This window comes from Streptomyces gardneri (assembly GCF_006539185.1).
GTDB lineage: Bacteria > Actinomycetota > Actinomycetes > Streptomycetales > Streptomycetaceae > Streptomyces > Streptomyces gardneri.
On sequence record NZ_BJMN01000026.1, the window covers coordinates 110,649 to 131,305 of the forward strand.

At 71.7% G+C, this 20,657-nt stretch carries 19 protein-coding genes; 12 read left to right on the forward strand and 7 right to left on the reverse strand.

Features of this window, described 5'->3' with window-relative positions; all coding sequences use genetic code 11:
- The first annotated feature begins 155 nt into the window (after nucleotides 1-155).
- The 6 genes from SGA01_RS20470 to SGA01_RS20495 all read left to right on the forward strand — a co-directional run bounded on the left by SGA01_RS20470 (nucleotide 156) and on the right by SGA01_RS20495 (nucleotide 8,278).
- Nucleotides 156-1,076, forward strand: a complete 921-nt coding sequence (locus SGA01_RS20470) for a TIGR03619 family F420-dependent LLM class oxidoreductase (RefSeq protein WP_055642915.1) — start codon at nucleotides 156-158, stop codon at nucleotides 1,074-1,076.
- A 14-nt stretch (nucleotides 1,077-1,090) separates the two neighbouring features.
- A complete protein-coding gene (locus SGA01_RS20475) occupies nucleotides 1,091-1,852 on the forward strand; it encodes an SDR family NAD(P)-dependent oxidoreductase (RefSeq protein ID WP_141297891.1) in 762 nt (253 codons plus the stop codon).
- Between the two features lie 99 nt (nucleotides 1,853-1,951).
- Nucleotides 1,952-3,076: an LLM class flavin-dependent oxidoreductase gene (locus tag SGA01_RS20480; RefSeq protein WP_055642917.1), complete on the forward strand. Its 1,125-nt coding sequence runs from the start codon at nucleotides 1,952-1,954 to the stop codon at nucleotides 3,074-3,076.
- A 157-nt stretch (nucleotides 3,077-3,233) separates the two neighbouring features.
- Complete coding sequence (locus tag SGA01_RS20485) at nucleotides 3,234-4,973, forward strand: N-acyl-D-amino-acid deacylase family protein (protein WP_141297892.1); 1,740 nt, start codon at nucleotides 3,234-3,236, stop codon at nucleotides 4,971-4,973.
- A gap of 11 nt (nucleotides 4,974-4,984) precedes the next feature.
- The gene (locus tag SGA01_RS20490) at nucleotides 4,985-6,439 is read left to right on the forward strand and encodes an aldehyde dehydrogenase family protein (RefSeq protein ID WP_141297893.1); all 1,455 of its coding nucleotides are present in this window, start codon (nucleotides 4,985-4,987) and stop codon (nucleotides 6,437-6,439) included.
- Between the two features lie 273 nt (nucleotides 6,440-6,712).
- Nucleotides 6,713-8,278, forward strand: a complete 1,566-nt coding sequence (locus SGA01_RS20495) for an APC family permease (RefSeq protein WP_141297894.1) — start codon at nucleotides 6,713-6,715, stop codon at nucleotides 8,276-8,278.
- A 131-nt stretch (nucleotides 8,279-8,409) separates the two neighbouring features.
- Here SGA01_RS20495 and SGA01_RS20500 read toward each other — a convergent pair whose 3' ends face one another.
- Both SGA01_RS20500 and SGA01_RS20505 read right to left on the reverse strand, forming a co-directional pair.
- Nucleotides 8,410-8,628: a hypothetical protein gene (locus SGA01_RS20500; RefSeq protein WP_055642921.1), complete on the reverse strand. Its 219-nt coding sequence runs from the start codon at nucleotides 8,626-8,628 to the stop codon at nucleotides 8,410-8,412.
- Between the two features lie 62 nt (nucleotides 8,629-8,690).
- Entirely contained in the window at nucleotides 8,691-9,152 is a 462-nt protein-coding gene (locus SGA01_RS20505) for a carboxymuconolactone decarboxylase family protein (RefSeq protein ID WP_141297895.1), read from the reverse strand.
- 23 nt (nucleotides 9,153-9,175) lie between these two features.
- Here SGA01_RS20505 and SGA01_RS20510 point away from each other — a divergent pair, with 23 nt between their 5' ends.
- Nucleotides 9,176-9,682 carry a GNAT family N-acetyltransferase gene (locus tag SGA01_RS20510; protein WP_371866084.1) on the forward strand — a complete coding sequence of 169 codons (507 nt, stop codon included), beginning with the start codon at nucleotides 9,176-9,178 and terminating at the stop codon, nucleotides 9,680-9,682.
- Here SGA01_RS20510 and SGA01_RS20515 read toward each other — a convergent pair.
- Together SGA01_RS20515 and SGA01_RS20520 are read right to left on the reverse strand one after the other, a co-directional pair.
- Nucleotides 9,648-10,115, reverse strand: coding sequence for a carboxymuconolactone decarboxylase family protein (locus SGA01_RS20515; protein WP_141297896.1), 468 nt, complete (start codon nucleotides 10,113-10,115; stop codon nucleotides 9,648-9,650). The genes SGA01_RS20510 and SGA01_RS20515 overlap by 35 nt on opposite strands.
- 148 nt (nucleotides 10,116-10,263) lie before the next feature.
- Nucleotides 10,264-11,004, reverse strand: coding sequence for a GNAT family N-acetyltransferase (locus SGA01_RS20520; protein WP_229918173.1), 741 nt, complete (start codon nucleotides 11,002-11,004; stop codon nucleotides 10,264-10,266).
- A 115-nt stretch (nucleotides 11,005-11,119) separates the two neighbouring features.
- Here SGA01_RS20520 and SGA01_RS20525 point away from each other — a divergent pair, with 115 nt between their 5' ends.
- The 4 genes from SGA01_RS20525 (at nucleotide 11,120) to SGA01_RS20540 (ending at nucleotide 16,658) form a co-directional block, all read left to right on the forward strand.
- A complete protein-coding gene (locus tag SGA01_RS20525; protein ID WP_141297898.1) occupies nucleotides 11,120-11,764 on the forward strand; it encodes a hypothetical protein in 645 nt (214 codons plus the stop codon).
- Nucleotides 11,765-11,821: 57 nt separating this feature from the next.
- Nucleotides 11,822-12,655 (forward strand): LLM class F420-dependent oxidoreductase, encoded by an 834-nt coding sequence (locus tag SGA01_RS20530; protein WP_141297899.1) that lies wholly within the window; start codon nucleotides 11,822-11,824, stop codon nucleotides 12,653-12,655.
- Between the two features lie 98 nt (nucleotides 12,656-12,753).
- Nucleotides 12,754-15,351: a bifunctional FO biosynthesis protein CofGH gene (locus tag SGA01_RS20535; RefSeq protein ID WP_141297900.1), complete on the forward strand. Its 2,598-nt coding sequence runs from the start codon at nucleotides 12,754-12,756 to the stop codon at nucleotides 15,349-15,351.
- A gap of 188 nt (nucleotides 15,352-15,539) precedes the next feature.
- Nucleotides 15,540-16,658 (forward strand): ADP-ribosylglycohydrolase family protein, encoded by a 1,119-nt coding sequence (locus SGA01_RS20540; protein WP_141297901.1) that lies wholly within the window; start codon nucleotides 15,540-15,542, stop codon nucleotides 16,656-16,658.
- Here SGA01_RS20540 and SGA01_RS20545 read toward each other — a convergent pair.
- Nucleotides 16,643-18,211: a sodium:solute symporter family protein gene (locus SGA01_RS20545; protein ID WP_141297902.1), complete on the reverse strand. Its 1,569-nt coding sequence runs from the start codon at nucleotides 18,209-18,211 to the stop codon at nucleotides 16,643-16,645. The two genes, SGA01_RS20540 and SGA01_RS20545, sit on opposite strands and share 16 nt — an antisense overlap.
- Before the next feature lie 175 nt (nucleotides 18,212-18,386).
- A complete protein-coding gene (locus tag SGA01_RS20550) occupies nucleotides 18,387-19,169 on the reverse strand; it encodes an SDR family oxidoreductase (RefSeq protein ID WP_141297903.1) in 783 nt (260 codons plus the stop codon).
- An 82-nt stretch (nucleotides 19,170-19,251) separates the two neighbouring features.
- Here SGA01_RS20550 and SGA01_RS20555 point away from each other — a divergent pair, with 82 nt between their 5' ends.
- The gene (locus SGA01_RS20555; protein WP_229918175.1) at nucleotides 19,252-20,106 is read left to right on the forward strand and encodes a hypothetical protein; all 855 of its coding nucleotides are present in this window, start codon (nucleotides 19,252-19,254) and stop codon (nucleotides 20,104-20,106) included.
- Between the two features lie 150 nt (nucleotides 20,107-20,256).
- Here SGA01_RS20555 and SGA01_RS20560 read toward each other — a convergent pair whose 3' ends face one another.
- Complete coding sequence (locus SGA01_RS20560) at nucleotides 20,257-20,457, reverse strand: DUF397 domain-containing protein (protein WP_055642930.1); 201 nt, start codon at nucleotides 20,455-20,457, stop codon at nucleotides 20,257-20,259.
- Nucleotides 20,458-20,657: the final 200 nt, after the last annotated feature.

Below are 20,657 nucleotides of genomic sequence, written 5' to 3' on the forward strand. Positions count from 1 at the left end.
GTAGGGCCTCGCGGCCCTACCGGACGTCGTGCGGGTGATCCCGTCGGTGCGATCCCGTGTGGCGGTCGCCCCCGTCGCACCCCTTGCCTGATGGCGTGGCGGCGGTGACGATGGGCCCTTCTGATTCTGACGGAGCGTCAGTTAAGGGGTGTCCCATGGTGGTCTACGGAATGCAGCTTCCCGTCCAGTCGCAGTCCACCCTCTACGCCGAACCCTGGGAGGCGGCCGCCGGGCCCGGGGATCTCCTCGCCGTCGCCCGCGCCGCCGAGGCGCACGGCTTCGACTACCTCGCGAGCTGCGACCACGTCGCCATCCCGCGTCGGCTCGCCGGGGCGATGAGCACCGTCTGGTACGACCCTGTCGCCACGCTCTCCTTCCTCGCCGCCGCCACCGGGCGCGTCCGGCTCCTCTCGCACGTCGCCGTCGTCGGCCTGCGCCATCCGCTCGTCACCGCCAAGGCGTACGCGACCCTCGACCACCTCTCCGGCGGCCGGCTGGTCCTCGGCGTCGGCGCCGGGCACGTACAGGAGGAGTTCGAGGCGCTCGGCGTGGACTTCGCGCGCCGGGGCGCCGTGCTCGACGAGACCGTCGACGCGCTGCGGGCGGCCCTCGGCCCCGAGGAGTACCCCGAGCACCTGGGCGAGCGCTTCGCCTTCAAGGACCTCGGGCAGTTGCCCCGGCCCGCCCAGGAGCGGGTCCCCGTCTGGGTGGGCGGCTCCTCGCCGGCCGCCGTGCGCCGGGCCGCGCTCAAGGGTGACGGCTGGCTGCCGCAGGGCGACCCGCGCGAGAAGCTCGCCGTCCAGATCCAGCGGCTCCTGCGGCTCCGCGCCGACGCCGGGATCGCCGAGCCGATCACGGTCGGCGCCATCACCGAGGCGCTGTACGTCGGCGCCCCCGGCTGGGACGTCGGCCGCCGCACCCTGAGCGGCTCCCCGGAGGCGCTCGCCGCCTCCCTGCGCGCGTACGGGGACATGGGCGTGCACCAGATCCAGGTCCGGTTCCGCTCCCGGAGCCGTACCGAACTCACCGACCAGATGGCGGCCTTCGGTGCGGAGGTCGCCCCCCATCTGAACTGAGGAGCGTGGCAGACATGGGCAAGCTCGACGGGCGGGTCGTCCTCGTCACCGGAGCGGCACGCGGCCAGGGCGAACAGGAGGCGCGGCTCTTCGCCGCCGAGGGGGCGCGGGTCGTCCTCGCGGACGTCCTCGACGGCGCCGGCGAGGCGCTGGCCAAGGAGCTGGGGGAGGAGCGGGCGGCCTACGTCCACCTGGACGTGACGCGGGAGGAGGACTGGACCGCGGCCGTCGCCCTCGCCAAGGAGCGGTTCGGGAAGATCGACGGGCTCGTCAACAACGCCGGGATCCTCCGCTTCAACGAGCTGCTCGCCACCCCGCTGGAGGAGTTCCAGGCGATCGTCTCGGTCAACCAGACCGGCTGCTTCCTGGGTATCAGGACGGTCGCGCCCGAGATCGCGGCGGCCGGCGGCGGGACGATCGTCAACACCGCCTCGTACACGGGGCTCACCGGCATGGCCGGCGTCGGCGCCTACGCGGCGAGCAAGCACGCCGTCCTCGGGCTCACCAAGGTCGCGGCGCTCGAACTGGCCGCGCGGAACATCCGGGTGAACGCGGTCTGCCCCGGCGCGATCGACACCCCGATGAGCAACCCGGAGGGCGTCGACCCGGCCTCCACGGCCGAGCTGTACCGGAAGCTCGTGCCGCTCGGGCGGATCGGGCGGCCGGACGAGGTCGCGGCCCTCGCGCTCTTCCTGACGGGGGAGGACTCGGCGTACATCACGGGCCAGCCGTTCGTGATCGACGGCGGCTGGCTGGCGGGCGTCAGCCTCTTCTGACGACTCGTCAGGTATTGACGCACCTGCCGCTCGGTGCGACAGTCGGGCACATCACGAATCTGACGGCTCGTCAGAAACTCACGAGGACGGTGAACCCCCTTGGAATTCGGGATCTTCGTACAGGGATACGTCGGCAAGCGCGCCGAGACCGATCCCGAAGCCGAGCACAAGGCCCTCATGGAGGAGACCGAGTACGTCATCCAGGCGGACAAGTCCGGGTTCAAGTACGCCTGGGCCTCCGAGCACCACTTCCTGGACGAGTACTCCCACATCTCCGCCAACGACGTCTACCTGGGCTACCTCGCCCACGCCACCGAGCGCATCCACCTCGGCTCCGGCATCTTCAACCCCCTCGCCCCCGTCAACCACCCGGTGAAGGTGGCCGAGAAGGTCGCCATGCTCGACCACCTCTCCGGCGGACGCTTCGAGTTCGGCTCCGGACGCGGCGCGGGCTCCCACGAGATCCTCGGGTTCATGCCGGGCATCACCGACATGAACCACACGAAGGAGATCTGGGAGGAGACGATCGCCGAGTTCCCCAAGATGTGGCTCCAGGACGAGTACGTCGGCTTCCAGGGCAAGCACTGGTCGCTGCCGCCCCGCAAGATCCTGCCCAAGCCGTACGGGGCCTCCCACCCCGCCATGTGGTACGCGGCGGGGTCCCCCTCCTCGTACGCCATGGCCGCCAAGAAGGGCCTCGGCGTCCTCGGCTTCAGCGTGCAGAAGGTCTCCGACATGGAGTGGGTCGTCGAGTCGTACAAGACGGCGATCAAGGAGGCCAAGGCGGTCGGCGACTTCGTCAACGACAACGTCATGGTGACGTCGACGGCGATCTGCGCGGAGACCCACGACAAGGCCGTCGAGATCGCCGTCTCCGGCGGCCTCAACTACCTCCAGTCGCTGCTCTTCCGCTACCACGACACCTTCCCCCGCCCCGAGGGCATCCCCGAGTGGCCCGAGCTGCTCCCCGAGTACTCGGCCGAGATCATCGAACTCCTCATCCAGGAGGAGCTGATGATCTGCGGAGACCCCTCGGAGGTCCTCGCCCAGTGCAAGCGCTGGGAGCAGTCGGGGGCGGACCAGCTCTCCTTCGGCATCCCGATCGGGATCTCGTACGAGGACACGATGAACTCGATCAAGCTGATCGGCGAGCACGTGATCCCCAAGATCGACACGGACCCGGTCCACCGCACGACCCGCTTCCGTCAGGCCGCGGGCCAGTAGGCGAGCCGGCCCACGCGTGGGCGGCGTCTTCCCGGACCGCCGCCCGCACGCCCCGACCGCGGCGGCCCGCGGCCGGGGCAGCCCACGTTCGGGGCACGGAAGACAACCCCCTGCGGAAACCGGCAGAAGACAGCACCCGTGCAGAAAGGGACCGTCCATGCTCGACCACCTGATCACGGGCGCCACCGTCGTGGACGGCACCGGCGCCCCCTCCTTCGTCGCCGACGTCGGGATACGCGACGGCCGCATCGCCGTCGTCGCCGAGCCCGGCACCGTCCGCGAGGAGGCCCGGACCACCGAGGACGCCACCGGCCTCGTCCTCACCCCCGGCTTCGTCGACCCCCACACCCACTACGACGCCCAGCTCTTCTGGGACCCGTACGCCACCCCCTCCATGAACCACGGAGTCACCACCGTCGCCGGCGGCAACTGCGGCTTCACCCTCGCCCCGCTCCACCCGGACCGGCCCGAGGACGCCGACTACACGCGCCGCATGATGTCCAAGGTCGAGGGCATGGCCCTCGCCGCACTCGAAGAGGGCGTCGACTGGAGCTGGTCCTCCTTCGCCGAGTACCTCGACGCCCTCGAAGGACGGATCGCCGTCAACGCCGGCTTCATGGTCGGCCACTGCGCCCTGCGCCGGTACGTGATGGGCGCCGACGCCGTCGGCGGGCAGCCCACGCCCGAGCAGCTGGACCGGATGGTCGGCCTCCTCAAGGACGCCATGGAGGCCGGGGCCTGGGGACTCTCCACCACCCAGTCCGCCACCCACTCCGACGGCGACGGCGCCCCCGTCGCCTCCCGGCACGCCACCCCCGCCGAGCTGATCGCCCTCTCCCGGGCCGTCGGCGAGCACGAGGGCACGCAGCTGGAGGCGATCCTCGCGGGCTGCCTCGACCAGTTCTCCGACGCCGAGATCGACCTCTTCGTCGAGATGACGGCCGCCGCGGGCAGGCCGCTCAACTGGAACGTCCTCACCATCGACGCCGCCGTCCCGGAGCGCGTCCCGCGCCAGCTCACCGCCTCCGAGCGGGCCCGCAAGTCCGGCGGCCGGATCGTCGCCCTCACCATGCCGATCCTCACCCCCATGAACATGTCCCTCGGCACGTTCTGCGCGCTCAACCTCATCCCCGGCTGGGGCGAGATCCTCGCCCTCCCCGTCCCCGAGCGGATCGCGAAGCTCCGCGACCCCGACGTGCGGGCGGAGATGCTGCGGCGCGCCGACTCCAAGGAGGCCGGGGTCTTCCGGCGGCTCGCGCACTTCGGCCGGTACGTCATCGGCGACACGTACAGCGCCGAGAACGAGGGCCTGACCGGCCGGGTCGTGAAGGACATCGCCGCCGAGCGCGGCCAGGACCCCTTCCAGTGCCTCGTCGAGATCTGCGCCAACGACGACCTGCGGACCGTGCTGTGGCCGATGCCCAGCGACAACGACCCGGCCTCGTGGGCCCTGCGCCGCGAGACCTGGGACCACGAGGACGTGATGCTCGGCGGCTCGGACGCCGGCGCGCACCTGGACCGGATGTGCGGGGCGCCGTACACGACGCGCTTCCTCGGCGACTGCCTGCGCGGCCGGAAGCTGCTGCCCCTGGAGCGGGCGGTGAAGATGCTGACCGACGACCCGGCCCGGCTCTTCGGCCTGCGCGAGCGCGGCCGGATCGAGGAGGGCTTCCACGCCGACCTGGTCCTCTTCGACCCGGAGCGGATCGAGGCGGGCCCGGCGACGCTCGTCCACGACCTGCCGGGGGACAGCCCGCGGCTCGACTCGCGCGCGATCGGGATCGTCTCGGTCCGGGTCAACGGCGTGGAGACGGTCCGCGACGACGAGGTGACCGGCGCGATCCCCGGCAGGGTGCTGCGCTCCGGCCGTGACACGAGGACGGTGAGCACCAGGTGAGGAGCGAGAGCGTGAGGACCGAGAAGCTCTTCATCGGCGGGGAGTGGGTCGAGCCCGACGGCGGCCATTACCCCGTCATCGACCCGGCCACGGAGGAGGTCGTCGGCCTCGCGCCGGAGGCGTCCCGCGCCCAGGTGTACGAGGCGGCCGCCGCGGCCCGCGAGGCCTTCGACTCCTGGTCGCGGACGAAGCCGGAGGAGCGGGCGGCGATCCTCGACCGGGCGGCGGACCTCATGGCCCGGGACGCCGAGGAGAACGTCCTGCTCGCGCGGGCCGAGACCGGCGCCACCACCGGCACCGCCCGCGGGATGCAGGTCGCGGTCGGCTCCTCGCGCTTCCGGCGGTACGCCCGGGGCGCCATGGAGCCGGTCGAGCAGGCGCTGCCCCCGCAGATCAACGAGGCCGGGCCGATGGGGAAGGCCGGGGTGTTCGGGGCGGTCGCGGTGCGGCGCCCGGTCGGCGTGGTCACCTGCATCACCTCGTACAACAACCCCTGGGCGAACCCGGCGGGGAAGATCGCGCCGGCGCTCGCGATGGGCAACACGGTCCTCGTGAAGCCCGCCCCGCAGGACCCGCTCTCGGTGTACGCGATGACGCGGGCCCTGGCGGAGGCCGGGGTCCCGGCGGGGGTCGTCAACGTCGTCACCGGCTCCGCGCAGGCGGTCGGCGAGGCGGCCGTGGACTCCCCGGAAGTCGACATGGTCTCGTTCACCGGCTCGACGGCCGTCGGGCAGGCGATCGGCGAGGTCTGCGGGCGCTCGCTCAAGCGGCAGCTGATGGAGCTGGGCGGGAAGGGGGCCGCGCTCGTCTTCGACGACGCGGACCTGGACTCCGCCGTCATGGGCATCGGCACGACCTTCGCCTTCTACAGCGGGCAGATCTGCACGGCGCCGACCCGGGTGCTCGCCCAGCGCGGGATCTACGAGCAGCTGATCGAGAAGCTCACCGGCTTCCTGGCCTTCATGAAGGTGGGGGACCCGGCGACGCCGGGCACGGTGGTCGGCCCGGTCATCTCGGCGGCCCACCGCGACCGGGTGGAGGCGTACGTCGAGCTGGGGCGGAAGGAAGGGGCGCGGGTCGTCGCGGGCGGCGAGCGCCCGGACCTCGCGAAGGGCTTCTACGTGGCGCCGACCCTGCTCGCCGACTGCACCAACGAGATGCGGGTGGTCCGGGAGGAGATCTTCGGTCCGGTCGTCGTGGTCGTCCCCTTCGACGAGGAGGAGGAAGGCATCGCGCTCGCCAACGACAGCGACTACGGGCTCATCGACTACGTGTGGTCGGGCGACGTGGCCCGCGCCTTCCGGGTCGCGGCGAGGCTGCGGGCCGGCGGGGTGGGCGTGAACACGATCGGGCGGAACATGGAGGCGCCGTTCGGCGGATTCAAGAAGAGCGGGGTCGGACGGGACGTCGGCTCGTACGCGCTGCATGCGTACAGCGAGCTGCAGGCGGTCGTCTGGCCGGGCTGAGACAGGGCCGACGGCGCCCCCGGGCAGGCCGTCGAACAGTCTGTTGAAATTTCCTCGGGAAATTTTGGAAACGGACATTTGGGGTACAGCTGCGGTTCCCGCATATCGGACATGGATCGACTGACCTACCAGTTGGTCGGTCCGTGTCGGTGGTCGATCTTTCAATCATTGGCGTAGGTCTGCTTCGACCCCGCCAATGCAAGGCATTGATCGATCAAGTGAGCGGACTTCGATCTTCCGGATATGGAAACCGCAGCATTTAACGTCCTGTTCATGACTCAGGTGGATGCACGGCCCCAGGCCGGAGACACGGTAAGGGGCGTCGACGCCCCGGGCGGCACTCAGGCCGTACGCACCAAGGGCCTCGGAGGCAACTCCGTCGGCCTGCTCGGCAGTGCCGTCATCGGCATCTCGACCGTCGCCCCCGTCTACTGTCTGACCTCGACCCTCGGCTCCACGGCCGGCGAGGTCGGCCTGCAGATGCCCGCGATCTTCCTCGCCGGCTTCCTCCCGATGCTCCTCGTCGCCTTCGCGTACCGGGAGCTCAACAAGGTCATGCCCGACTGCGGCACCTCCTTCACCTGGACCGTGAAGGCCTTCGGCCCCAAGATCGGCTGGATGTGCGGCTGGGGCCTCGTCATCGCGACGATCATCGTGCTCTCCAACCTCGCGGGCGTCGCGACCTCCTACTTCTGGCTCCTCGCGGGTGAGATCAGCGGCAGCGAATCCGTCGCCGCCCTGGACGACAACAAGGCCGTCCACATCCTCACCTGCCTCACGCTCATCGCCGTCGCCACCGCGATCAGCTACCGCGGCATGACCGCCACCAAGGGCATCCAGTACGCCCTCGTCGGCCTCCAGCTCGTCGTCCTCGTCGCCTTCGTGGCGATGGCGCTGTCGAAGGCCGGCGACTTCGAGACCTCGGTCTCCTTCTCCTGGTCCTGGATGAACCCCTTCGCGGTCCAGTCCTTCGCGGCCTTCACCGCCGGCCTCTCGCTCTCGATCTTCATGTACTGGGGCTGGGACGCCTGCATGGCGACCAACGAGGAGACCACCGGCAGCGCGAAGACCCCCGGCCGCGCCGCGCTCATCGCGATGGTCGTGCTCGTCGGCTCGTACCTCGCCACCGGCATCGCCGCGCAGATGGCCGTCGGCTCCGGCGAGGAGGGCCTCGGCCTGTCGAACCCGGAGACCTCGGACAACGTCTTCGCCGCCCTCGCGGGCCCCGTCATGGGCCCGACGCTCGGCATCCTGCTCTTCCTCGCGGTCCTCGCCTCGGCGGCCGCGAGCCTCCAGACGACCTTCATCCCGGTCGCCCGCACGGTGCTCGCCATGTCCACGTACGAGGCGCTGCCGAAGTCCTTCACCAAGGTCCACCCGGTCTTCAAGACCCCCGGCAAGGCCACGATCGTGGCCGGTGTCGCCACCGGCGTCTTCTACACGGTGATGACCCTCGTCAGCGAGAACGTCCTGGTCGACACGATCTACGCGCTCGGCCTGATGATCTGCTTCTACTACGCCCTGACGGCCTTCGCCTGCGTCTGGTACTTCCGCGGCGAGCTCTTCCGCTCGGGCCGGGACTTCGCCTACAAGGGCCTGATGCCGCTGCTCGGCGGACTCATGCTGACGGGCGTCTTCGGCAAGACGCTGTACGACATGTGGGACCCGGCCTACGGCTCCGGCTCCGCCGTCCTCGGCGTCGGCTCGGTCTTCGTGATCGGCGTGGGGCTGCTGCTGCTCGGCGTGGTGATCATGCTGGTCATGCAGCGGAAGAGCCCGGCCTTCTTCCGCGGCGAGATCCTGACGAAGGAGACCCCGTCGCTGGTGATGGCCGACTGACGGCGGCGACGCGCACCGGAGTCGTACCTTCCTGAGTCGTACGTCTCCCGAGTCGTGCGTTCCCGAGTCACCCGAAACGCGAAGGCGGCGGGCCCGTGGGGGGCCCGTCGCCTTCGTCGTGCCGGCTTGCCTCAGTGGTGCCCGGGGAGCAGGCGCTCGACCGCCGCGTTGGCCGGCGGCAGGTCGGGGGTGCCGGCCGGCTTCGCCTTGGGGGCCAGGACGCCGCTGAGCGGGACGACCGAGGGCAGGTTCATGCCGCCGGTGTCGGCGGCTGCGGTCCCGGCGGTGGCGCCCGCGACACCCGCGGCGGCGAAGGCGGTCAGGGCGGCTGCGGTGAGGATCCTCTTCATGCCCGCTCCAACGCGGATGCCGGGCGTCCGGTTACGACCGCCGGTCGCCTCCCGGGATTCCGCTACCAGGTCCCGCCGGCCGGCTGCCGGGTCGTCGCGTTGAGCCGGTTGAAGAGGTTGGTGACCCCGATCCACAGCACGATCTGGGACAGCTGCGTCTCGTCGTAGTGCCGCGCGGCCTCCTCCCACACCGCGTCCGGCACGGCGTCCTCGCGGTCCGCGAGCCGGGTCGCGTGCTCGGCGAGGGCGAGCGCCGCCCGCTCGGCCTCGGTGAAGTACGGGGTCTCCCGCCAGGCCGCCACCGCGTGCAGCCGCTCGTCGGTCTCGCCCTCCTTCTGCGACTTCAGGGCCCCGCCGACCACGCAGAAGCCGCAGCCGTTGATCTGGCTCGCGCGGAGGTGGACCAGGTCCAGCGTGGTGGCCGGCACATCGCCGCCCGACTGGACGGCCTTGATCAGCTGGAAGATCGCGGGCGTGGCCTCGGGGAGGACGGTGGCGGGGTTGGACATACGGGCGGCGGCCATGGCGGGCTCCTTAGGATGCGTACGTGGATTACGTGTATGGGGAAGCGAACTGGTCGCTGCGTCCGGGCAGGGCGGAGGACGTCGAGGCGGTCGCCGAGCTGAGGGCGGTCGTCATGCGCGACGACCTCGTGCGGCTCGGCCGCTACGACGAGCACCGGGTGCGGCAGCGGCTGCGGGACGGGTTCTCGCCCGCGTACACCTCGGTCGTCGAGGTCGGCGGCGTCTTCGCGGGCTGCGTCACGCTCCGCCCGTACGAGGCGGGAGAAGGGCTCTACCTGGAGCACTTCTACCTGGCCCCCGAGACGCAGGGGCGGGGCCTCGGGACGGCGGTGCTGCGCGAGCTGCTCGACCGGGCCGACGAGGAGGGGAATCCCGTCAGTCTGGTCGTCCTGAAGGGGAGCGCGGCCCGCCGTCTCTACGAGCGGGAGGGGTTCACGGTCGAGTCGGAGGAGGATCCGGTCGACGTGCTGATGGTGCGGGAGGCCACCCGTCCCGTCACAGGCCCACGCCGGCCGGCTGCCGGACGGTGACGTTGATCCGGTTGAAGAGGTTGGTGACCGCGACCGTCAGCACGATCGAGGCGAGCTGCTTCTCGTCGAAGTGATCGGCGGCGGCGTCCCAGACGTCGTCCGGCACGGCGTCCGAGGCGTCGGCGAGCCGGGTCGCGGCCTCGGTGAGCGCGAGGGCCGCACGCTCCTCGTCGGAGAAGTACGGCGCCTCGCGCCAGGCGGCGACGGCGAACAGCTTCTCGTCGCTCACCCCGGCCTTCCTGGCGTTCTTCGCGCCGAAGTCGACGCAGAAGCCGCAGTTGTTGATCTGGCTGGCGCGCAGGTGCACGAGCTCCAGGGTGGACTCGGGGACCCCGCCCTGGCGGGCCGCCTTCGCCAGCTCCATGATCGCCGGTCCGGCGCCGGGCAGGACGTAGGCGGGGTTGGTCATGCGGGCCTTGGGCTCGTGCAGCATGGTGATCGCTCCTCGGTGTCTCTCGCGGGTCGTTCGTCCGTCGCTTTCACTGCACTGACGGACCGGGCGACGCGGATGTGACACGACCGGAGAACTTTTTTCGAAGAACTTTTTCGACGCGCTCCTCGGAGAAGGTCTCCGAGGTGCTCTACGCCTCCGCGATGAGGGCGGTCGCGACCGTGCGGAAGCCGAGACGGCCGTAGAGCCGGGCCACGTCCGCGTCCGAGGCCGACAGGAACACCAGCTCCGCGCCCCGGGCGCGGGCGTCCGCGACGAGCGCGGCCGTCACCGCGAGACCGAGGCCGCGGCGGCGGGCCGCCGGGACGGTGCCGACGCCGACGACCTCCGTGACCGGCCCGACGGGCTGGTGCTGCCCGGCGGCGAGGGCCTCGCCGGCGCTGTCGAGGGCCGCCGCGAGCCGGGTGAGACCGGCGGTGATCCGCTCGCCGACCCGCTCGGCGGTGCCGGGCTCCGGCGCCATGCCGAAGGCCGCGTACGGGGCGGCGACGGCGGTCTCCAGGGCGGTGTCGCCGGCGTCGACCATCCGTACGGTGATCCCCTCGGGGGCCGGTACGGCGATGCCGTCGCCCTCCAGGACCATCAGCGGGTGCTCGTGGACCGTGAGCCCGGTCGCCTCCACGGCCGCCCGAAGACCCGGTGTCGTCTCCGCGACCCACTCGAAGGCCTCGGGGATCCCGAGCTCCCGCTGGCGGGCCCGTACGGCCTCCACAGCGTCGACCGGCACGTCGCCGGTGTGCCCGAGCGCGGGCCGGGCGTAGTACGGCCAGCCCTTCCCCTCCTGCACGAACAGGGTCAGGGGCCCATGCGCCTCGGCGCGGGCGGAGGAACGGGGGACGGCGTCGTAGAACGACTCGATTCGGTTCAGCACCGGGCCACGGTAGAGGGCGGTCGTGGACGCCGCAGGTGCTTTTCGGGCGGAGCGGACGGAACCAGGGATGGCATGATCCCGTCACTCAGTGCACAGGCGTGGACGAGGGGGAGCCATGAGCCGTACGACCAACACCTGCCCGGGCTGTGACCGCGACGACCGGGTGCAGGCGGTGCCCGCCGTGTACCTCGCGGGCCGGGACGCGGTGACGAGCCGCGAGCGGAACCGCGACGGCGACATGCGGACCGTGACGCGGACGGTGACCACCGGACTCTCCGACGCGCTCGCGCCCGTGCCCGAGGAGCCCGCCCACCGCATCGGCTGCGTCGGCCTCCTCGCCGGATTCGTGTGCATCGCCTCGTTCATGGCCTGGGTCTTCGTCGGCGGCGCCCTGGAGGACGACCAGGCTCCCGAGGCGGACTTCGGGGCGTTCGGGCCGCCGCCGGCCGAACTCGGTCCCGACCTGTGGTTCACGGGATGGCTGTCGGCTGTCGCCCTGGCCGTCGCCCTCCTGGTCGTCCTCGAGCTCCGGCGGCGCCGGACCGCCTTCGCCCACCTGACGCGCGGCCGCCACCGCGCCGAGGAACTCTGGTCGTGCGGCTGGTACTGCCACCGCTGCGGCACGGTCCACTTCGAGGACATCCCGGGCGAGGACCGCACCCCGCTCACCCTCCAGCGATTCCGCGAGAGGGTCTGGGAACACGGCGGCTACGGCGACCTCGCGGCGGAGCAGCGGGCGGTGGACTCGGACCGCTCCTGACCGCCGGCTCGTGTCGCGGCTCTCGGAAATCCACGCCGCAGCCCCTACCGTGCCGCTATGCGGATCTCGACCACGATCTTCCTGACCGACGAGACCATCACCCCCGTGCGGCTCGCACGCGAGCTGGAGGAGCGGGGCTTCGACGGGCTCTACCTCCCCGAGCACACCCACATCCCCGTCGAGCGGACCACGCCCTACCCGGCGGGCGGCGAACTGCCCCGGGAGTACAGCCGCATACTCGATCCCTTCGTGGCGCTCGGGCAGGCCGCCGCCGTCACCGAGCGGCTCGGGCTCGGCACCGGCGTCACGCTGATCGCCGAGCACGACGCGATCGCCCTCGCCAAGCAGATCGCGACCCTCGACCACCTCTCAGGCGGCCGCTTCACCCTCGGTGTCGGCTACGGCTGGAACCGCGAGGAGGCCGCCGACCACGGCGTCGACTGGTCCACCCGCCGGGCGCTCACCCACGACCGACTGGCCCTCATGCGGGCGCTGTGGGCGCCCGAGCCCACCGCGTACGAGGGGGAGTTCGGCCGCTCCGTGCGCGCCTCGGAGGCCTGGCCCAAGCCGGCCCGCGGCGGCGCGCCCCGCATCCTGCTGGGCGGCGCGGCGGGCCCGAAGCTCTTCGCGCGGATCGCCGCGGAGGCGGACGGCTGGATGCCGATCGGCGGCCGGGGCCTGACGGAGTCGCTGCCGGTCCTGCGCGAGGTCTGGGAGTCCGCGGGCCGCGACCCGAAGACCCTCCAGCTCGTCCCGTACGCGGTCCTCCCGAGCCCCGGGAAGCTCGCGCACTACGCGGAACTGGGCTGCGAGGAGGTCGTCCTCCAGCTCCCGCCGGGCGACGAGCGGGAGGTCCTGGGGGTCCTGGACGAGTTCGCGGGGTACCTCTGAGCGGCGACGGGTTCCTCCCCGCCCCGCCGGGCGGGGAGGAACCCGCTTCCTACGGGTACCCGAACCCGCCCCGACCCGCCCGCTCGTATGCTCGGTTCATGACGGATCACCAGGCAGCACGTCCCACCGGCAACGCCATGCGGCGCGCGCTCAAGCGGGCCAGGGACGGGGTCGCGCTCGATGTCACCGAGGCCGCCGTGCTGTTGCAGGCGCGCGGGGAGGACCTGGCGGACCTCGTCGCGTCCGCCGGGCGGGTGCGGGACGCGGGTCTCGAGGCCGCGGGGCGGCCCGGAGTCATCACGTACTCGAAGAGCGTCTTCATACCCCTCACCCGACTCTGCCGGGACAAGTGCCACTACTGCACCTTCGTCACCGTGCCCGGCAAGCTCCGCCGCGACGGGCACGGGATGTTCATGTCGCCGGACGAGGTGCTCGACGTCGCCCGGCGCGGGGCCGAGCTGGGCTGCAAGGAAGCCCTGATCACCCTCGGCGACAAGCCCGAGGACCGCTGGCCCGAGGCGCGCGAGTGGCTCGACGCGCACGGCTACGACGACACCCTCGCGTACGTACGGGCCATGGCGATCCGCATCCTGGAGGAGACGGGACTCCTCCCGCACCTCAACCCCGGCGTGCTGTCCTGGACCGACTTCCAGCGCCTCAAGCCCGTCGCGCCGTCCATGGGCATGATGCTGGAGACCACCGCGACCCGGCTGTGGTCGGAGCCGGGCGGTCCGCACTACGGGTCCCCCGACAAGGACCCGGCCGTGCGGCTGCGGGTCCTGGAGGACGCGGGCCGCTCCTCCGTGCCCTTCACGAGCGGCCTGCTGCTGGGCATCGGCGAGACCGTCGAGGAGCGCGCCGAGTCGCTGTTCGCGCTGCGGCGCGTGGCGCGCGCGTACCACTCGATCCAGGAACTGATCATCCAGAACTTCCGCGCCAAGCCGGACACGGCCATGCGCGGCATGCCCGACGCGGAGCTGGACGACCTGGTCGCCACCGTCGCCGTCGCGCGGCTCATCATGGGCCCCTCCGCCTGCCTCCAGGCCCCGCCCAACCTGGTCGACTCCGAGTACGAGCGGCTCATCGCCGCCGGCATCGACGACTGGGGCGGCGTCTCCCCGCTCACCATCGACCACGTCAACCCCGAGCGCCCCTGGCCGCGGATCGAGGAGCTGGCCGAGCGGTCCGCCGCCGCCGGCTTCGAGCTGCGCGAACGGCTCTGCGTCTACCCCGAGTTCGTCCAGCGCGGCGAGCCCTGGCTCGACCCCCGGCTCCTCCCGCACGTCCGCGCCCTCGCCGACCCCGAGACGGGTCTCGCCAAGCCCGACGCGCCCGTGCGCGGTCTGCCCTGGCAGGAGCCCGACGAGGCCTTCACCTCCGCCGGCCGCACCGACCTGCACCGCACCATCGACACCACGGGCCGCACGCACGACCGGCGCGACGACTTCGACGAGGTGTACGGGGACTGGGAGGCGCTCCGCGAGGCCGCCGCCCCCGGGATGGTCCCCGAGCGCATCGACACCGACGTCCGCGAGGCCCTCGCCGTCGCCGCCGACGATCCGACGAAGCTCACCGACGCCCAGGCACTCGCCCTGCTCCACGCCGACGGGCCCGCCCTCGACGCGCTGACCCGGATCGCCGACGACGTCCGCAGGTCCGTGGTCGGCGACGACGTCACGTACATCGTCACGCGGAACATCAACTTCACCAACGTCTGCTACACCGGCTGCCGCTTCTGCGCCTTCGCCCAGCGCCGCACCGACGCCGACGCGTACACCCTCTCCCTCGACCAGGTCGCGGACCGCGCCCAGCAGGCCTGGGACGTCGGCGCCGTCGAGGTCTGCATGCAGGGCGGCATCCACCCCGACCTGCCCGGCACCGCCTACTTCGACATCGCGCGCGCGGTGAAGGAACGCGTCCCCGGCATGCACGTCCACGCCTTCTCCCCGATGGAGGTCGTCAACGGCGCGACCCGGACGGGGCTCTCGATCCGGGAGTGGCTGACGGCCGCCAAGGAGGCCGGTCTCGACTCGATCCCCGGCACCGCCGCCGAGATCCTCGACGACGAGGTCCGCTGGGTCCTCACCAAGGGCAAGCTGCCCACGGCCACCTGGATCGAGGTCGTCACCACCGCCCACGAGCTGGGCATCCGGTCGAGCTCGACGATGATGTACGGGCACGTGGACCAGCCCCGGCACTGGCTCGGCCACTTCCGCACCCTCTCCCGCATCCAGCAGGCTGCACTGGATTCAGGGGGGCAGGGCTTCACCGAGTTCGTGACACTCCCCTTCATCCACACCAACGCGCCCGTCTACCTCGCCGGCATCGCCCGCCCCGGCCCCACGGCCCGCGACAACCGCGCCGTCATCGCCATGGCGCGGCTCCTCCTCCACCCGCACATCCCCAACATCCAGACCAGCTGGGTGAAGCTGGGCACCGAGGGCGCCGCCGAGATGCTCCGCTCGGGCGCCAACGACCTGGGCGGCACCCTGATGGAGGAGACCATCTCCCGGATGGCCGGGTCGAGTTACGGCTCGTACCGCTCCATCCGCGACCTGGTCGCCATCGCGGACGCGGCGGGCCGCCCGGCGAAGCCCCGCACGACGCTGTACGGGGAGGTCCCGGAGGAGCGGCAGCGCACGGCGACCGCCTCCGACGGCCACCTCCCGGAGCTGCTGCCGCTCGTCCAGGAGTGACCCCGGCGTCCCTCTGGCGTCCCACCGGCGTCCTTCCGGCTCGCGACCGAACTGCGGGTGAACTGCGGTCAAAAGCGGCCGGAAGGGCGTCGGATCACATAACGTTCCGGCCCCCGATCGGACGTACCCGGTCGATTACAGTGCGGCGAGGAACCGTCAGCGAACCGCCGACCGGGGGAGGGCACGTCGTGGCCACGACAGCCGCAGCCGTGTGGGGCCGTGCCGAGCAGCAGGACTTCCGGGCCCGCGTACGGGGCTGTCTCCTCGGCGGAGCCGTCGGCGACGCGCTCGGGGCGGGGGCCGACGGTCTCACCCTCGCGCAGACGCGGGAGGCCCACGGACCTGACGGACTGACCGAGCCCGTGCTCGCGTACGGCCGGCGCGGCGCCGTCACCGCCGCCACCCAGATGGGCCTCTTCACCGTCGACGGCCTCATCCGCGCACAGGTCCGCCGCGACACCGGCGCCTGGCACCCGCCGACCGACGTCCACCGGGCGCACCTGCGCTGGGCCGCCACGCAGCGCGACTGGGGCCCCGACGAGCGCCGCAAGGACAACGGCTGGCTCGCCGGCGAGGAGTGGCTCTACGCCCGCCGCAACCCGTCCCGCGCCTGCCTCACCGGCCTCGGCGACGAGCTCCTCGGCACCCTCGACAAGCCCAAGAACCCGGAGGCCGCCGACTCCGGCGCGCTCGTCCGCTCGGCGCCCTTCGGGCTCCTCGTCGGCTGGGAGCCGCAGCTCGTCTGCCAGCTCGCGGTGGAGTGCGCGGCGCAGACGCACGGCGCCCCGGCGGCCACCCTCGCGGCGGGCGCCCTCGCCGTCACGGTGCACGGGCTCGCGCGCGGCGGATCCGTCGAGGCGGCGGTGGCCCGGGCCGTGGAGCTGCTCGCGGACCGCCCCGGCCACGAGCCGGTGACCGAGGCCCTCACCGCGGCCCTCGGAGCCGTACGGGAAGGGGCGCCGGACGCGGAGCGGGTGGCCGGTCTCGGGGCGGACGAGGACCGGGCCGAAGGGCAGCTGGCGGCGGCCGTCTACTGCGCCCTGGTCGGCGAGGACGTCCGGCACGGGCTGCGGCTCGCGGTGAACCACGACGGGCCCTCGTCGGTCACGGGGGCGCTCACCGGGGCGCTGCTGGGCGCCCTGCACGGCGAGACGGCCCTCCCGCCGGCCTGGCTGGCCGAACTGGAGGGCCGTGCGACGGTCCTTGAGCTGGCGGACGACTTCTCGATGGAGATGACCCAGGGCGCCGCCCTGCACTCCGCCACCGAGGCCTCGCCGGGCTGGCTGGCGCGCTACCCGAGAGGCTGATCGGTCCGGGCGCCGCCCTGGGCGGGAATCCCGGCGGCCCCGGTCCCGGCCCCGGTCCCGTCCTCGTCCCCGTCCGGATCCGTGCCGATCCGGTCCAGGAGCGCGTCCCGCTCCGGGGTGTCCTCCGGCCGGACGAAGCCGATGAGGACGTACAGGACGAGGGAGGTGGCGAGCGGCGAGACGATCTGGATCTGGAGCTCGACGCCGTCGAGGCCGTAGTTGGTGAGCCAGAAGACGAAGAGCCCGGCCGCCCAGGAGACGAGCGCCGCCGTCGGTCCCGACTTCCGGAAGGTCTTCAGCAGGCCCAGCATGAACGGGATCGCGATCGGTCCCATCAGTCCGGCCACCCACTTGATGACGACGGTGATGATGTCCTTGAAGGTGGGGGAGTTGACCTGGGTGGCGACCGCCATCGACAGCGCGAGGAAGGCGATCGTCGACCAGCGCGCGGCGATCAGCCCGGCCCGCTGCGTCCAGCTCCGCGCGGCCTTGCTGAGGACGGGGGCGATGTCCCGGGTGAAGACGGCCGCGATGGCGTTGGCGTCGGAGGAGCACATGGCCATCGTGTGGGAGAAGAAGCCGACGATGACCAGGCCGAGCAGTCCGTGCGGGAGCAGCTGCTCGGTCATCAGGGCGTAGCTGTCGGAGGCGTCGGGCTTCTTCGGGTCGACGAGCAGCGGCGCGACCCACATGGGGAAGAAGAGGACGAGCGGCCAGACGAACCACAGGACGGCGGAGAGCCGGCCGGAGCGGGTGGCCTCGCGGGCGCTGGGGGTGGCCATGTAGCGCTGGGCCTGGTTCCACATGCCGCCGCTGTACTCGAAGGTCTTGATGAAGAGGTAGGCGAGGAGGAAGGTCAGCGTGTACGGGCCGGCCGTGGGGGCCGTGTGCCCCTGGAGCTCGGGCCGGTCCCAGACGTCCCACAGCGCGCTGACCCCGCCGAGCTTGGCGAGGACGGCGACGAGCATGGCGATGCCGGCGAAGAACTGGATGATGAACTGGCCGAGTTCGGTGAGGGCGTCGGCCCACAGGCCGCCGACCGTGCAGTAGATGCCGGTGATCACACCGGTGATGAGGATGCCCTCGTTGAGGGAGATCCCGGTGAAGACGGAGAGCAGGGTCGCGATGGCGGCCCACTTGGCGCCGACGTCGACGATCTTCAGCAGGACACCGGACCAGGCGAGCGCCTGCTGGGTGGGGAGGTTGTACCGGTTCTTCAGGTACTCCAGCGGGGAGGCCACGTGGAGCCGGGAGCGGAGCCGGTTGAGGCGGGGCGCGAAGAGGTGGGCGCCGATCGCGATGCCGATGGCGATGGGGAAGGACCAGGTGACGTACGAGGTGACGCCGTAGGTGTACGCGATCCCCGCGTAGCCGGTGAACATCACGGCGCTGTAGCCGGACATGTGGTGCGAGATGCCGGAGAGCCACCAGGGCATCTTGCCGCCGGCGGTGAAGAAGTCGGAGACGTTGTCCACGCGCTTGTGGGACCAGACGCCGATCGCGACCATCACGCCGAAGTAGCCGATGAGCACGGCCCAGTCGAGACTGTTCATTGAGCCCCCTCCAAGGGGTCCGGTCCGCCTTGTGAACGCCGTTCATCGTGTGGCGTGCGACAAGGCGGGGACAATGCAATGGAGGGTCAAGGGACAGTAAAATCGTTCTGTTTACTGACCCTTGTTCACGTCTATGAACTTGTCGAGAGTGCCTTCGGGGGTACCTGAGGCGGCGTCAGCGCATCAGCTCCCCGGCGTTGACCAGCAGGGACTGGCCCGTGATGGCCCGCGCGCGGTCCGAGGCGAGGAAGGCCGCGGCCTCCGCCACGTCCCCGTCGGTCGCCAGCTCCGGAAGCGCCATCCGCTCGGTCAGCCGGGCCAGGACCTCCGTCTCCGGCACCCCCTCGGAGTCCGCGGCGAACCGCACGTACGCCTGGACCGGCGGCCCCCACATCCAGCCCGGCAGCACGGTGTTGACCCGGATCCGGTGCGGGCCGAGCTCGTGCGCGAGGGAGTACATCGCCGAGGTCAGCGCCCCCTTCGAGGCCGCGTAGGCCGCCTGTCGCACCTGCGTGGGGGCGGCGATCGCCGACTGCGTGCCGATCAGCACCACCGAGCCCCCGCGCTCCTTGAGCGCCGGCAGGCAGGCGCGGGTCATCCGCAGCGTCCCGAGGAGGTTGACGTCCAGGACGGACTGCCAGGTCGCGAAGTCGGCGTCCTCCAGGCCCCCGAAGTAGGAGTCCCAGGCGGCGACATGGACGACCGCGTCGACCCCGCCGAAGCGCTCGACGGCCAGCCCGGCCAGGGCCGCGCACTGCTCCTCGTCGGTGATGTCCGTGGCCCGGTAGGCGGTGCGACGCCCCTCCGGGTCGATCTCGGCGGCGGACTTGGCGAGGTTCGCCTCGGTACGGGCGCCGAGGACGGCGTTGCCGCCGTCCCGCACCACCGTCTCGGCGATCCGATGACCGAGCCCGGCCCCGACTCCCGACACGACGACCGTCTTCCCCTGGAGCAGCATCCGGACCCTCCTCGACCCTGGCGAAGCATCTGACGGTCCGTCAGAGTAGGGCTCGGTCATCGACTTGGGAAGGGACGCGCGCGTGAGCGAGAAGAGCGAGAAGAGCGAGCGGGACGAACTGACGGCGAGGTACGCGGAGCTGGCCTCCGTGGGCCCGTACGGCGTGCGCCCCGGCCACGCCCTGATCACCATGGTCGAACCGCACCCGGGCCATGAGTACGCGTACAACCGCTGGTACGAGGACGACCACTACTACGCCGGCGCCATGGCCATGCCCTGGATGTACGCGGGCCGCCGCTGGGTCGCCACCCGCGAGCTCCAGGAGCTGCGCCGCCCGGAGAAGTCCGCCGTCGCCCAGCCCGTCACCGCGGGCTGCTACCTCTCCACGTACTGGATCACCGACGGCCGCTACGACGAGCACATGAAGTGGACCGTCGCCATCAACAAGCGGCTCAACCGCGACGCCCGCGTCCACCAGGACCGCACGCACGTCTTCACGGCCTTCCAGGACCACGAGGCGACCGTGTACCGCGACGGGGCGGGCGGCCCGCGCGACTTCCACGCCCTCGACCACCCCTACGCCGGGCTGATCCTCCAGGTCGTCGACACCGAGGGGCCCGAGGCGCGGGAGGAACTGCTCGAACGACTGCGCTCGCGGGAGCTCCCCGGGCGGCTGGCCGGCTCACCGGCGGCGATGGTGACGATCTTCCGCCCGACCCCCCTGCCCGGCGACCGCATGACGTACGTGAAGCAGGTGGAGGGCGTCGACACCCGGCTGACCCTGCTCTGGTTCCTGGAGCGGGACCCGCGCGAGTGCTGGACGGAGCACTTCGCGGACCTGGAGACCCTCGGGGGAGCCGGCGGCCGGGTGGAGCTCGTGGCACCGTTCATCCCGACGGTGCCGGGCACGGACCGGTACGTGGACGAACTGCGCTGAGAAGGACGGGAAGGCCCGGGAAAAGGGCCGAGCCCTCTCGGCCAGGACGGCGGACCGGTCGAGAGGGCTCTTCGGGTACTGCGGGTGTTGCGGGTACTGCTCGTCCTGCGAGTACTGCTGAACCGCGGGTGAAGGCGGGAGCATCGGGGCTCAGAGGGCCCCGTTGCTCACCTCGCCGACGAAGGCGTTCCACGAGCCCGGTCCGAAAGAGAGGGACGGGCCTTCGGGAGCCTTGGAGTCACGCACCGCGATGGCGGCCACGACGGGGGACTTCACCTCGACGCAGGCGCCGTTCCCGCCGGAGTACGAAGACTTCGTCCACGTGTCCGTAGCACCCTGAAAAATCGCCATTATGCTCAACTCCGGTTCTGCCCAGTGGGGGTGTCGCGCCAGCGTTCTCGCCGACGTGATCGACGCTACTCGCCGGCCCCGCTCGACGGGACCGGCGTTCACCCGACCGGGTGGCATATTCCAACAGCGCTTCCATGGGAGCGATCACGCCGTGTACGGTGCCTGGCCCGCCCGCTCGCGATCGTCTGCTACCCCTCCGC